General features: G+C 60.1%; 12 protein-coding genes. 2 read left to right on the plus strand and 10 right to left on the minus strand.

The genetic code is table 11. The annotated features are described in order from the left end of the window. Nucleotides 1-204 precede the first annotated feature (204 nt). The 6 genes from EOI86_RS12925 to EOI86_RS12950 all read right to left on the minus strand — a co-directional run bounded on the left by EOI86_RS12925 (nucleotide 205) and on the right by EOI86_RS12950 (nucleotide 7,135). Nucleotides 205-870: a peroxiredoxin gene (locus tag EOI86_RS12925; RefSeq protein WP_127765604.1), complete on the minus strand. Its 666-nt coding sequence runs from the start codon at nucleotides 868-870 to the stop codon at nucleotides 205-207. 279 nt (nucleotides 871-1,149) lie between these two features. Then, nucleotides 1,150-2,067, minus strand: coding sequence for an SMP-30/gluconolactonase/LRE family protein (locus EOI86_RS12930; RefSeq protein ID WP_127765605.1), 918 nt, complete (start codon nucleotides 2,065-2,067; stop codon nucleotides 1,150-1,152). Nucleotides 2,068-2,125: 58 nt separating this feature from the next. Beyond that, on the minus strand, nucleotides 2,126-3,109 hold the full coding sequence (locus tag EOI86_RS12935) for an ABC transporter permease (RefSeq protein ID WP_127765606.1): 984 nt from the start codon (nucleotides 3,107-3,109) through the stop codon (nucleotides 2,126-2,128). 46 nt (nucleotides 3,110-3,155) lie between these two features. Beyond that, nucleotides 3,156-4,214: an ABC transporter permease gene (locus tag EOI86_RS12940; protein WP_205032192.1), complete on the minus strand. Its 1,059-nt coding sequence runs from the start codon at nucleotides 4,212-4,214 to the stop codon at nucleotides 3,156-3,158. After that, entirely contained in the window at nucleotides 4,211-5,827 is a 1,617-nt protein-coding gene (locus EOI86_RS12945) for a sugar ABC transporter ATP-binding protein (RefSeq protein ID WP_127765607.1), read from the minus strand. The genes EOI86_RS12940 and EOI86_RS12945 overlap by 4 nt, the downstream gene beginning before the upstream one ends. 177 nt (nucleotides 5,828-6,004) lie before the next feature. After that, on the minus strand, nucleotides 6,005-7,135 hold the full coding sequence (locus EOI86_RS12950) for a sugar ABC transporter substrate-binding protein (protein WP_127765608.1): 1,131 nt from the start codon (nucleotides 7,133-7,135) through the stop codon (nucleotides 6,005-6,007). Nucleotides 7,136-7,504: 369 nt separating this feature from the next. On the opposite strand from EOI86_RS12950, the gene EOI86_RS12955 reads away from it, so the two are divergent. Together EOI86_RS12955 and EOI86_RS12960 are read left to right on the plus strand one after the other, a co-directional pair. Next, nucleotides 7,505-8,767 carry a sensor histidine kinase gene (locus EOI86_RS12955; protein WP_127765609.1) on the plus strand — a complete coding sequence of 421 codons (1,263 nt, stop codon included), beginning with the start codon at nucleotides 7,505-7,507 and terminating at the stop codon, nucleotides 8,765-8,767. A gap of 52 nt (nucleotides 8,768-8,819) precedes the next feature. Beyond that, a complete protein-coding gene (locus EOI86_RS12960; protein WP_205032193.1) occupies nucleotides 8,820-9,725 on the plus strand; it encodes an amidohydrolase family protein in 906 nt (301 codons plus the stop codon). Between the two features lies 1 nt (nucleotide 9,726). Here the strand turns inward: EOI86_RS12960 and EOI86_RS12965 are convergent, their stop codons facing one another. The 4 genes from EOI86_RS12965 to EOI86_RS12980 form a co-directional block, all read right to left on the minus strand. Next, on the minus strand, nucleotides 9,727-10,617 hold the full coding sequence (locus tag EOI86_RS12965; protein WP_127765610.1) for an NAD(P)-dependent oxidoreductase: 891 nt from the start codon (nucleotides 10,615-10,617) through the stop codon (nucleotides 9,727-9,729). A 31-nt stretch (nucleotides 10,618-10,648) separates the two neighbouring features. Then, nucleotides 10,649-11,620 carry a 4-hydroxythreonine-4-phosphate dehydrogenase PdxA gene (locus EOI86_RS12970; RefSeq protein WP_127765611.1) on the minus strand — a complete coding sequence of 324 codons (972 nt, stop codon included), beginning with the start codon at nucleotides 11,618-11,620 and terminating at the stop codon, nucleotides 10,649-10,651. Between the two features lie 121 nt (nucleotides 11,621-11,741). Beyond that, complete coding sequence (locus tag EOI86_RS12975) at nucleotides 11,742-13,151, minus strand: TRAP transporter large permease (RefSeq protein ID WP_127765612.1); 1,410 nt, start codon at nucleotides 13,149-13,151, stop codon at nucleotides 11,742-11,744. Beyond that, the gene (locus tag EOI86_RS12980) at nucleotides 13,144-13,809 is read right to left on the minus strand and encodes a TRAP transporter small permease subunit (RefSeq protein ID WP_127765613.1); all 666 of its coding nucleotides are present in this window, start codon (nucleotides 13,807-13,809) and stop codon (nucleotides 13,144-13,146) included. Before EOI86_RS12980 ends, EOI86_RS12975 begins: the two co-directional genes overlap by 8 nt. Nucleotides 13,810-13,861 lie beyond the last annotated feature (52 nt).

Raw genomic sequence — 13,861 nt, forward strand, 5'->3', positions numbered from 1 at the left:
TTCCCGGTTAAGGAACCCCGTCAAAGGGCAAGGGCCGTATGCATCATTTCTTATAATATTGAGTGTAGACTAGCCGTAATCAGGTAAAGCACAAAGTCTTCCCTATCATTCAGCGATGTAGATTTTCTGACAATTGCCGCGACACGCGGTTTCAATTGGACTCCGGGCGTGTTTTACAGCCATCCATGATGCTTCGAGGCGACGTCAGGATTCCGACGGGTCTGCGATAAAGCGAAGATAAGGCGTTACCGTCCGCCACCCTTGCGGATAGCGGGCCATGGCCTGGTCATCGGTCAGGGTGGATGGGATGATTACATCCTCCCCCTTGCGCCAGTTCGCGGGCGTCGCAACAGAATGCGCCGCGCTTGTTTGCAGCGCGTCCAGCACACGCAGAACTTCGTCAAAATTCCGTCCCGTTTGCATCGGATATACCTGCATCATCAGGATCCGCTTTTCCGGCCCGATGACGAAGACCGACCGGACGGTCGCGGTGTGCGCCTCCGTCCGGTCCTTGGCGCTGACGCCGACATCGGACGGCACCATATCCAGCACTTTTGCGACGCGCAGGTCCGAATCCGCGATCAAGGGATAGGAAAGCGGCACCCCGGCGACTTTTTCGATATCGGGTTTCCACCGCAGATGGTCCGCGACCGTATCGGTGCTGAGGCCGATGATCTTGCAATTGCGCTGCGCGAATTCCGGTTGAAGCCGGGCGAGTTGACCCAGTTCGGTCGTACAGACCGGGGTAAAATCCCGCGGATGGGCAAAAAGCAGGACCCACCCGTCGCCGGCCCAATCGTAGAAATCGATCGACCCGTCGCTTGTCTCGGCCTTGAAGTCAGGCACGATATCGTTGATGCGGACTGTCATGATCCTCCCCGGAACAGGCGCAGGATCGTGCAACTCCACGCCACAGCCACACACTATAATATGCCGCGTTTATCTTCGCTAATTAGGATATAGCGAAGTAAAACGCTGGCGCGGGTGAGCGAATCTTGCGGTTCGAGATCATCAAAAAAGACTGTCGCATCGGTCACGGCGTGGACCTGCATTATTCGCCGGGCGCCTGAAGACAAGACACCCCGTCGCCTAGGCCCGGTGGTGCCGGGCCCGGAAGAACATCTTTTGCCTTCGGGAAGGCGGGTTGAATCACCCGAAGCGCGGCACGCCCTGGGTCCGAAGATAGACCGCCTGCAAACTCGTCGTCGCGCAGATGAACAGCCGGTTCCGTTTGATGCCGCCGAATTCCACATTGGCGACGACTTCATCGATCAGAATCTTGCCGATCAAATCGCCCCCCGGCGTATAGCAGTGAACGCCATCGCCGGCCGACGTCCAGATATTGCCGTCCATATCGGGTCGGAACCCGTCGAACAAACCGCAGGTGCTTTCGGCGAAGACCTCCCCACCCGAAAGCGATCCGTCCTCCGCCACGGTAAAGGCGCGGATATGGCGCGGGCCATCTTCCACATGGGTCGCCCCGGTATCGGCAATATAAAGAATGCTTTCATCCGGTGAGAAGGCCAGGCCATTGGGTTTCACGAAATCGTCGGTGGCGATCGACAAATCGCCGGTCGCCGGATCGAACCGGAAAACGTAGGACCCGCCCAGCTCCGATTCAGCGAAATCGCCTTCGTATTCCCCGTCGATGCCATAGGTTGGGTCTGTGAACCAGATCGTGCCGTCGGATTTCACGACCAAATCGTTCGGGGAATTCAGCCGCTTGCCCTGATAATTGTCGACCAGCACGGTGGTGGTGCCGTCCAACTCGATCCGGCTGATGCAACGCCCTTGGTGCTCGCAGGAAACCAAACGCCCCTGGCGGTCGACGGAATGGCCGTTCTGGTTCCGGCTGGGTGATTGGAAGACGGAAACGGACCCGTCCGTTTCGTCGTACCGCATCAACCGGTTGTTCGGGATGTCCGACCAGATCAGATAGCGCCCTGCCGGGAAGTATGCCGGGCCTTCGGCCCAACGGGTTCCGGTGTAGAGCACTTCCTTGTGCACATTGCCCAGCACATATTTGGTGAAACGTTTGTCGAGCACTTCGAACGTGTCGGTAATCACGGTTGATCCCCCATTCCAAGAAGACTGAAAAAATTCGCGGCGTCGTTATCACACAATGTTACTGGGTAACTTTTTGGCCACGCCCATAGACCAGCAGCATCAGGATGATCACGCAGCCGTAGATCACCTGCCGTCCGGCCTCCGGCAGCTGCATGATCGACAGGACGGAGTTCAGCAGCACCACAAGGATGACGCCGACCACCGTTCCCAGGTACCGGCCCCGTCCACCCAGAATATGCGTGCCGCCGATGACAACGGCCGCAATGGCAGGCAGAAGATAGGCATCGCCCATGCCCTGATAGGCCTTGGTCGAATAACCGGCAAGCAAGGTTCCGGCGAGGCCCGAGGCCATGCCGCACAATGCGAAAGCGGCAACAATCACGCGCCGCGTCGGAATACCCGCAAGATAGGCCGCCGCTTCCCGGTTGCCGATCATATAAATGGACTTGCCGACGGCGGACCGGCTGAGCAGCACGGTCATGCCAACGGAAACGGCCGCCCAAACCAGAATAGCGACAGGGATACCCAGCACCTTTCCGACCGCCAGCCATTGCATCAGATCCGTCGCGGCGGTCTGCGGCGCGAAACCGCCGGTATGGGCAACCATCAACCCCCGCATCACCGCATTTACGCCAAGCGTGAAGATCATCGACGGGATGCGCAGATAGGCGACGCCGAAACCGTTCACCAGGCCGACGGTCAGGCCGACGGTCAGGCCGACCGGAATCGCCGCCGGGCCGCCGACCGCTGTCGCCATCATGGCGGACGCCGCCACGGTCCAAGGCACGGAAAGATCGATATGGCCCAGCAGAATGACCAGCATCATGCCCGCCGCGACAATCCCCAGGAAAGACCCGACCTGAAGCTGCTGCAACAGATAGGTCGGTGACAGCAGCGTCGCCGTCCCCTGCGTCGCCAGGGTATAACCGGTACCGATCGCGAGGATCACCAACACGAACCCGGACGCGATGACGATCGGCTTGTTTTCGGGCGTAATGCTGATCCCGAAGCGTTTGGTTTCCGTGCTTTCCAGACTGCTCATCCCATCGTCCTACATCTATCCCCATCTTTCAAAAAAAGGGGGGCCCTCACCGAAACAGCTCAAGCGTATTCTTGACCTTCAAAACGCGAAGTGCCCCCAGACTGACCGCGGCCAGCAACACGAACCCTTCGATCAGGGGCTGCAAAAGGGGGTCGATCTCAAAGATCCGGAAGTTGAAGGAAATCGTGCGCAAAACCAGCGCGCCGATGATCGATCCCACCGCCGTGCCGACACCGCCCAACAGGGACGTGCCGCCCACCACGACAGCGGCGATCGAGTTCAGCGTATAGGCGCCCGCCTGTGGAATATCCGCATTACCGGACGAGGTCTGCAGTGCCAGGTAAAGACCACCCAAACCGGCGAACAGCCCGCCTAGGGTGAAGGCTGCTATCTTCGCCCGGTCGATATTCAGGCCCGACATATAGGCCGCCCCTTCGCCCGACCCGATCGCGTAAACGGTACGCCCGGTGACGGAGCGCCGGAACGGCATCCAGATCAACACGGCGGTCAAAATCAGCAAGACCAACGGGGTGGGTATCCAGGCGATGGTCTTGAACCAGGCCGCTTCCCCGTTTTCCGCAAAGCCGTAGGTGGCGGCAATTTCGAACAAGTCGTTCGTCATCGCCCAGGATAAATCCCCATCCACATCCCCGCCCGGCGAAGGTCGAAGGAAAAGGGCGAAGCCGATATAGACCGCGCCGGTCGCCAATGTCGCAATGATCGGCTGCAACCGTCCGTAAACGACAACGCAGCCGTTTACGAATCCACAAGCAGCGCCTGCCGCGACACAGGCAAGGAAACCCAGAAACATCTCGAACGGGGTGCCGTTCAGGACATGGCTTGCCAAGGTGTTCACCAAGGTCATAACCGCGCCGACCGACAAATCCAGACCGCCGAGCAGGACCGGCAAGGTTTGCGCCATGGCGACCATGGCCAGCGCATAAACCTCGTTCGAATTCTGGATAAGAACCGCGGTGGAAAAACCGCGCGGATGATTGAGGTTATAAAAAATATAGAATACCGCGAAGATCGCGATGGCCGTCAGCAGGCCGACATTCTGGGACGCGCGTATCTTAAGGTCCGTCATCGCGCTGCGTGTCTTCATACCGCGCCCCCCTGTCCATCGGAACCGGCAAGGAAATCGGGCACCTCCCCACCTTCAATGTTCAAGGCGCTGGCGATGATTTCATGCTCGTTGATTTCGTCGCCCACCAATTCACGAACGATGCGCCCGTCATACATCACGTCGACACGGTCGCAGCAGCCGATCAGTTCCTCGTAATCCGTCGAGTAGAACAGGATCGATGCCCCATTATCGGCCAGCTCACGCAGCAGGCGATATATCTCCTGCTTCGTGCCCACATCGATGCCCCGCGTCGGATCGTTGAGCAGTATGATCTTCGGTTCCGTCAACAGCCATTTCGCGATGACGACCTTCTGCTGGTTGCCGCCGGAAAGCGTGGAGACGGGGTCCTCAGGAGAGCCCACTTTGATGCGCATGCGTTCGATCCCGGACCGAACCGCTTCCGTCACCGCGGCAGAATCCAGAATCTGAAACCGGGAATACCGGCCCAGAGACGCCGCAGTCAGATTGTCGGCGATGGACATGCCCAGCATCAGGCCCTCGGTTTTCCGGTCTTCGGGGATAAGCGCGATTTCCGCTCCCTCGGCCTTTGCCGCTTCGGGCGAAGAAACCGATGTCTTTTTCCCATTGATCAGTATTTCGCCGGAAACACTCTTCAATACGCCGGCGAGACCGAGCAGCAATTCCTTCTGCCCCTGACCATCCAATCCACCCAGGCCGACGATCTCTCCCCGCCGGACGGTCAGGTTGATGTCGGTCAGGCGCCCTTCCCAATTCAGGCCGCGCGTCTCCAGCACCGGCGCCGCGCTTGGATCGTCCGGCGGGCGTTCGTGCTTGGGAGGGAAATGGGCGGTAATTTCGCGCCCGATCATCATCTGCACGATTTCCGTATTCGTTCTTGTGCCTTCGACGAAGGTTTCGATGTGGCGGCCGTTGCGGAAGACGGAGCACATATCGGCAATGGCCTCGATCTCATGCATCCGGTGAGAAATGGTCAGGATGGACAGGCCCTGGTCGCGCAGCCGGTGAAGAATGTCGAACACCTTTTCCACATCGGCGGCCGTCAATGCAGAGGTCGCTTCGTCCAGAATCAAGACAGACGGATTCTTGGTCAACGCCTTGCCGATTTCCACCATCTGACGGCGCGACAGGGGCAGGTCGCGGATCCGACTCAACGGATTGACGTCTTCGCAGCCAATGCTGGCCAGGACCTCTTCCGCGCGGCGGCGCTGCGCCCGGGAATCGATCAAGCCGAAACGCCGCGGCGGATCAGCGATGGATATATTGTCCGCGACCGTCAGGTCGGGCATCAGGGACAATTCCTGAAAGATGCAAATAACACCCGCCGCGTTGGCCGAAGCGGGATTGGGAAAGACAACGGGCTGACCGGCAATGGACATTTGTCCCGCATCCGGCTGCACCACCCCCGACATGATCTTGATCAGCGTGGACTTGCCAGCGCCGTTCTCGCCGAGGACCGCGTGAATCGATCCGCGCGAACAAGCGAAGTCGACAGTATCGAGCGCCGTTACCCCGCCGTACCGCTTCGAAATGCCCGTCAGAACAACGTGCGGCAGCTGGTGCGAGGTCGGCTTGCCTGGCTTCGACGCGATCTGTTCGTTTTCGTTCCGCATCCTGAACCCCTGCATCCTAAACTTTCGGGAAGGGAACCGCAGCCGGTTGGCCGGGTCGATTGTCGAATTCGGGACAGGATCAGGCGCGTTCCGGAACCCCCGGAACGCGCCGTTCCCGTTTCAGGTCAGCGGCATCCGCGCACGGACTTGCCGCGCGTTGCCACTGTCTGCCCCGCGTTACTGAGTGTTTTCGGCGTCCTTCGCCATGATTTCACGGGCCGTGATATTCACGCCACAGGGCGGGAATTCGTTCACCGTGAAGAAGTTGTCGGTCAGGTCCGGCCAGTAGTTCTTGCCTTCTTCCAACTCGTCGTATTTCGCGTACGGAATCGGGACCGAGATCAGCTGCGGCATCTTGTTGCCGTCCAGGGCGGCCAAGGCGGCCTTGATGGCGATGGCCACCATGCCCGGGGACTGACCGATTGAGATACCCTTCAGGCCGTCACCGCTATGCGCCGCCAACAGTTTGCGGAACCCGTTTTCCGCTTCGCCGGCGATCGGCACCATCGGATGGCCCGCATCCAACATCGCGCGCACGGTACCGGTGGACCCGCCTTGAACGACAACCGCGTCGAACTTGCCATGAACAGCAATCGCGTCCGCCGTCACCTTTTGGGCCGTCCCGTCATCCCAGTTGCCGACGACCTCGACGATTTCCCAATCGCCGGCCGGCTCGAAGACTTCCCGGAACCCGATATGCCGGTCACGATCGACCGAATTGCCCTGCAGACCCCGCACTTCCAGGATCTTGCCGGATTTCTGGCTGCCCAGTTGTTCGATCAGCCAGCGGCCGTACATACGGCCCATTTCGAGCTGATCCTCGTTCACCATCATGACTTTGTCGGTGTCCAGGATATTATCGAACGGTACCACGACAACATCGTTCCGGTCGGCCAGACGGATTACACGGTCGAAGCCTTCAGGGGAAACGGCGATGGTGATGATGGCGTCATAGCCCTGGTTGATGAAATCTTCGATGGCGCCGAGCTGCGCGGCCACGTCGGTCCCGGTCGAAACTGCCTTGAACGTCTCAATTTTGGCGGCGACTTCGGGCTGTTCCACATAGGCCTTGGCGGTCTGGATCATTTGAATCCGCCAGGTATTTCCCACGAAGCCGTTCACCACGGCCACCTTGTGCGGCCCGTCCCGCTTGTCCCACTGAAAATACTTTATCTCGTCATTCCAAGGCGCGAAGCAGCCTGGATCGGCTCCCGGACCAGAGACCACTTTCGGCCCGGCTTGAACCACCGCGGCACCTGCAACCCATAGGGACAGGGCAGCCACAGACAATGTGAACGCTCTTTTCATTGTTTCCTCCCAAATTTCGACAACGGTCCGGGGTCTTCTTATTTCTTCCCCGGGACCGGGTAGCCGATGCATCGCGGCCGTTTGGTTCGGCAACTCACGATATTAATATTTATGCACTACCCGAATACATCTTAAGCACGGGCTTCGCGCGTGGTCCAGTTAGCGATTGGTCGGAAACCGTGTTTTCCGCATTCCCGCGAAAAATAATTCGGATCGGCCATACGCGGAATCGTCCAAATCTCTATGGCATGCCGCCGCGCCCGCCATCGCCTTGCTGTTCTATCGGCTTGCAGTTCTATGGAATTGCCCTGGTCCGCCTTTGTCTGTCATAGTTGGTGGCTGTAACGACATCCCCGGAAGGATTGGCCCATGGCTGACGGACGAGGGGGGACATCACGGGAAAACCACGACGCCACACATCATGTGCGCGACGCCCTCATTCTTAGGGAATCAATTCAGGAGTTCCCCGGCCCTGTTGCCGTCTATGACAGCGAGGACCGGCTGATCGCCTGCAACGAGCTCTACCGTTGGGTACACGGCACGGCGTTCGAACGTGTCCAACGGCAAGCCGGTGCGAACCGGATTCGTTATGAGGACCTTGTCCGGGAATCCGCCGTCGATGTCGTGCCACTGGAAGAGTTTGAGGCCCATGTCGCCGACCGGCTGCGCGCCCAGCGGGAAGCCAATACCAAACCGATCGACCGTTATTATCCGAACCGAGGATGGTTCCGGATAACCAAAGTCCGTACCCCCAGTGGAGCCGTCGTCGGCTTTGCGACCGATGTTACCGAATTAAAGGAAAAGACGGTTGCCCTGGAGGAAGCGCGCGCCGCGGCTGAGGCCGCCAATATCGCTAAATCGGCCTTCCTGGCCAATATGAGTCACGAATTGCGAACGCCGTTGAATGCAATTATCGGCCTATCCGAAGCGCTTGGACATGGCGTGTTCGGCGACCTGGATGAAAAACACAAGAACTATATCCAAGACATCCGCAATTCCGGCAACCATCTGCTGGCCTTGATTTCGGACCTGCTCGATCTGGCAAAGGTCGAAGCCGGAAAAATGGAAATGGACTGGGAGGCGTTCGACCTGAACGGCTTGATCAGCGAATGCATGGCCATGATGTCGCCGATCGCCGGGCAAAAAAGCGTCATGCTGGAATCCGACCTACCGCCAGGGGGCCTGCTGATCCCAGACCAGTTGGGGACTACCGCCGACCTGGGAACCAACGCCGCCTTGGTGACAAATAGCGACGTCATGACCACTGCCGACCTGATGGTGAACGCTGACCGGCGCAAAATTAAACAGGCACTGCTGAATATTTTGTCCAACGCCGTGAAATATTCGGACGTCGGCGGGTCCGTTCGCATCTCCATAGCGCGGACCGAGCAGCAATTGGAAATCAAGATTCGAGACAACGGAATCGGGATCGACAAGGAGCAGTTGGATTTTGTCTTCGAACCCTTCGGACGGGTGCAGTCCACCTTCACCGCCATGCCCGACGGCGCAGGACTGGGCCTGCCCATCGCCCGGCGTCTGATGGAGCTTCATGGCGGGGACATCGCGATCGAAAGCAATCCCGGCGACGGTACGACGGTGACGCTGCAACTGCCCTCCTCCATCCTCCTCTGACCTTTGCGGCGCCCCTTCTTGACGGGGGGACGGAAGCGCCGATACTGCCGCCATGGATATGAAATCTCTTCCCATCATCGACCCGCACCAGCATTTCTGGGATCTGTCGATGAACAAGCATCCCTGGCTGTGCCATGAGATAATTCCGTTCCGCTATGGGGATTACGCCGCGATCCGGAAGACCTTCCTGCCCGACGACTACAAGGCGGTTACGGCCAACCATAATGTGGTAAAGACGGTGCACCAGGAAGCCGAATGGGAAAACGCCGACCCGGTCGCGGAAACCGCCTGGATCCACGACTTGCACGACAAGACCGGCTATCCGCACGCGGCGATCGGCCAGGCTTGGTTCATGCGGGACGACATCGCAAACGTCCTGGCGGGGCATGCGGCCTATCCGTTGATTCGCAGCGTGCGCCAGAAACCGGCCGCTACCCCCTCGCCGCAGGAATTCGTAGCCGGCGCGCCGGGATCCTTGGCCGATCCGAAATTCCGCGAAGGTTTCAAGCTGCTGCGCAAACACGGGCTGCACTACGACATTCAAACACCCTGGTGGCATCTGGGCGAAGCGGCGGATCTGGCGCGCGATTTCCCCGATACTCTGATCATCCTGAACCATACCGGCCTGCCGTCCGACCGTAGCGCGGAAGCCCTGACCGGCTGGCGGGAAGGCATGGAAACCTTTGCCGCGCAACCGAACACGGCGGTGAAGATTTCCGGCATCGGCCTGCCCGGCATTCCCTGGACGGCGGAGAACAATGCCCATGTGGTGCTGGATACGATCCGCATCTTCGGGTGGGAGCGCTGCATGTTTGCGTCAAACTTCCCAGTCGATTCCCTGGCCGGCTCGTTCGATGATATCTATGGCGGGTTCAAGACCATTGTCGCCGATCTGCCGGAAGCGCAGATCCGGGCGCTGTTCCATGACAACGCCCAACGGATCTACCGGCCGGTCTGAGTTACACGCTGTCCTTCTGGTCGTAGAGCTTCAGGATCGCGGTGCCGTCCAGTTCCGAATGCCCCTTGGAAATCAGGATCCGGAAGAGGGAGGCCGTTTGCGACGACATCGGCGTCGGCGATTTCAGCCCTTTGGCCATATCGTGCAGCATGTCCAGATCCTTCAGGATCTGGCGCGCATATCCCGCCGGTTCATAGTTGCGGTCGATCATGCGCGGGAACATGGATTTCAACATGTTCGACCCCGCATGCCCCGCCGCCAGGGCATCCGGAATCTTGGACGCGTCGATACCGCCCGCTTCCGCCAAAGCCAAAGCTTCCGACAGAATGCAGTAATTGTTCAGTACCAGGATCTGGTTGACCATCTTGGCGACCTGACCCGCCCCGACGGGGCCGAAATGCGTGAACCCGGCGGCCAGGTCGGACATTACCGGGGTTACCTTGGCGAAGTCCTCATCGCTGCCGCCAGCCATGATCGCCAGTGCGCCGGACCGCGCCGCCGGCGGCCCGCCTGAGACGGGCGCATCGACCCAGCCCATGCCGTTTGCCGCGCGAAGTTTTTCCGCCAATGCCTTGGTGGTCTCCATTACAGTCGTTGAGATATCGACCAGCACCTTACCCTTTCCGTCGACCTGTACGACCCCGTTCGGACCCAAGGCCACATCTTCCACCGCTTTGGTGTCGACAACGCAGGTGATGACGATATCGCTCGCCGCGGCGACATCGGCGGGGGATGTCGCGGGTGCAACGCCATGTTTCGCCGCCGCGTCGATCTTGGCGGTATCGACGTCGTAGCCTGTCACCGTATGCCCGCAATCGACCAGCCGCGCGGTCGCCGCATGACCCATCAGGCCCAGCCCGATAAAGCCGACGCGCGCTTTTTCGTCGCTCATCCTCTTCTCCCTGTCTTTTGGATTGTTCTGTTCAGGCGGCCGCTTCCGCGTTTCGCGCGCGCGCCATCGCGGTGCAGATCGCAAAGGCGTTGGTGATCGATCCGGGTTTGGCGGCGCCCTGGCCGACAATGTCATAGCCGGTGCCGTGGCCGCAGGTCGTCACCGGAACCGGCAGGCCACCCAGCACCGTCACCCCTTCGGCGAAGCCCATCAGCTTCATCGCGATCTGGCCCTGGTCGTGATACATGGTGACCACCGCGTCGAAATCCCCATTGCGGGCGCGGACGAAGACGGTATCCGACGGATACGGTCCTTCGACCGCCAATTGCTGCGCCTTCGCCTTTTCCACGGCAGGCGCGATCACCTCGATTTCCTCCATTCCGAAATTGCCGCCATCGCCCGCATGCGGGTTCAGCGCGGCGACCGCGATGCGCGGCCGGTCGAACCCGGCCGAGGCCAATGTGCGGTGGGCAAAGAGGGTCGCGTCATAAACGCTGTCGACGGTGATATGGTCGGCGACATGTTTCAGCGGGATATGGGAGGTAACGCGTGTCGTCCACAACCCACCCAGCACATTCAGCTCGCCCACCGTGCCGTGGAAGTCCAACACATCGGCGAGGTAGCGCATCTCGTCCTCATGCGTAAGGCCGCCCTTATGCATGGCTTCCTTGTTGAGCGGGCCGAAGACGACCCCGTCGGACTTGCCGTCCAAAACCCGGCGCGTGCCTTCCGCCAGCATGGCCAGCATTTCCCGGCCCGCTGCTTCCGTCGGCATACCCGGTGTGGTCTCGATAATCTCGATGGGCGTGAAAGGCGTGACGCTGAAACCGTTCGGATCGGGGGACACCCCGGCGGCGGCGATACCCTGGTCCAACACCGCGGGATCGCCCAGAACCTCCACCGTCGCGCTGTCGGCGGTCTTCGGGTCGGCCAGCAATCTGGCAATCAATTCGGGGCCGATTCCGTTCCGGTCCCCAAGCAATAGCGTTATACGCGGCGTCATGCGCGTGCCTCCTCCCGTTCGGTTTCGCCGCCCCTTTCTTGGTCTGAGGGGCCTGCATCGCATTGACGCATATTTCGGCGAAACCGGGCAAGTGGCGGCCCGGCATATCAGTTTTGCGCGGTCAGCTTCCCAGCAGCAATTGCGGCAGATAGAGGGTGATGGCCGGGAAGGCGATCAGGCCGGCGATGGTCAGGGCATCGGCGACGAAGAAGGGCGAGGCGCCCTTGAAGACGTCCTGAACCGAAATATCCGGCCGCACGCCGGCGACGACGAAACAGTTCAGCCCGATTGGCGGTGTGATCAAACACAGCTCGGCCATCTTCACGACGATGATGCCGAACCAGATGGCACACCCAACCGCATCCATGCCGAAGGCACTGTCGGCGACCGAAACACCTTCCCCGCCGTTCAAGGCGATGACCGCCGGGAAAACCACCGGCAAGGTCAGCAGCAGCATGCCGATCGCATCCATGAACATGCCGAGCACCGCATAGGCCATCAGGATCATGATCAGCGTCAGCATCGGGCTTTGTTCCAGGGACCCGATCCATTCCGCGAAAGTGCCGGGAAGGTCGGCGAACCCCAGGAAGCGGACATAGATCAGCACGCCCCAGATGATGGTGAAGATCATCACCGACAGTTTGGCCGTTTCCAGCAGAGCGCTCTTCAACTGTGGCCAGCGCATGCCCTTCATCAAAGCCATGATGAAAATGACGAACGCGCCGAGCGCGCCGCCCTCCGTCGGGGTGCCCCAGGCATCGCCGCCGAACGGGTTGTAGATGAACAGGATGATGATCGCGACGACGAAGAAAATCGGGAACGCGCCGGGCAGGGAGGCGAAGCGCTGCTTCCAGGTGAAGCCTGACACCGGCGGCCCCAACCGCTTGAACGTCATCGCCATACCGATGACCAGTGAGGCATAGATGATGGCCGAAAACGCACCGGGCAGGAAACCCGCCAGCAGCAGTGCGCCGACATCCTGTTCGACGATGATCGCATAGATCACCAGAATTGCCGACGGTGGGATTAGCGAAGCAAGGGTCCCCGCGCAGGCAACGACGCCGGCGGCGAATCTCTTGTCATAGCCGATCTTCAGCATTTCCGGGATCGCAATCCGCGCGAAGACGGCGGATGTCGCGACCGATGCACCTGAAACGGCGGCGAAGCCGGCCGTTGCGAAAACGGTGGACACGCCAAGCCCGCCTGGCAGCCAGCCAACCCAGCGCTTGGCCGCTTCGAACAGATTCTTCGTCAATCCTGCGTAGTAGGCGAGATAGCCGATCAGGATAAAAGTCGGAATCAGGGAAAGCGCCTGCGACGCGACCTTGGAATGGGGAACTTGGCCCGCGGTCTTCACCGCGACGGTCAGCGCCCATAAAAATTGGCTGCCGTCATAACCCTTCTTGGCCCAGAAGATCCAGACCAGTCCGGCGACCCCGGCGATGGCGGCGGCGAAGGCGACGCGGACGCCGATGACCACCATGACCAGCATGGCCGCGGAGACCGCGATGCCGATATCGATACTATCCATTGCGGTTTCCACCCATCGCCAAGCCGTCATCGTCCATGCCGGAAACACTTTCCGCTTCCGCCGCGGCGACGGCGGCGGGATCTTCGATCAAGGGGACCGCGACCGGTTCCTCATCACCCCGGACAAAGGCACGCGCATAACCCCAGGCATGCAGCGCAAGGCGCAGGCATAAAATCGCGAAGGCGATCGGGGCCAGAAGTTTCGCCGGCCAAAGCGGCAGGCGGATATCCAAGCTGGAATCCCGGCTCCACAACGGCGCATTGAAATCGAAGGAGCGATCGAAATGGGACCAGCTGCCCCAAACCAGCAGGATCATCACGATCAGCATCAGGATGGTGGAGAAGAATTCCGCCCCCCAAAGGAACCGCCCCTTGAGGCGGCCGATCAGGATGTCCATGCGGATGTGACCGCCCAGGCGCTGACAATAGGCGACGCCGATCATGGCAATCACCGGCATCAACTGTTCAATCCAGTCGACATAACCCGGCAGAGGCTGGTTGAAGAAGTTCCGCCCGCCGACGCTGATCACCGCCAGGACCATCAACGAAAAGACGGCCAACCCGCCGAGCAGGGCGAGGGCCGATTCGATTTTGAAGAAGGCCCGGTCGATGCGGCTGAGGGTGCTGTCATCCGACAGAATGGAGGCGTGGCCCGCCATGACGTGCTCCGAAGAATATGAAGGACACCGGTCCCGTTACGGGGATTCCCCG

This window comes from Hwanghaeella grinnelliae, from assembly GCF_004005845.1.
Lineage (GTDB): Bacteria > Pseudomonadota > Alphaproteobacteria > UBA8366 > Aestuariispiraceae > Hwanghaeella > Hwanghaeella grinnelliae.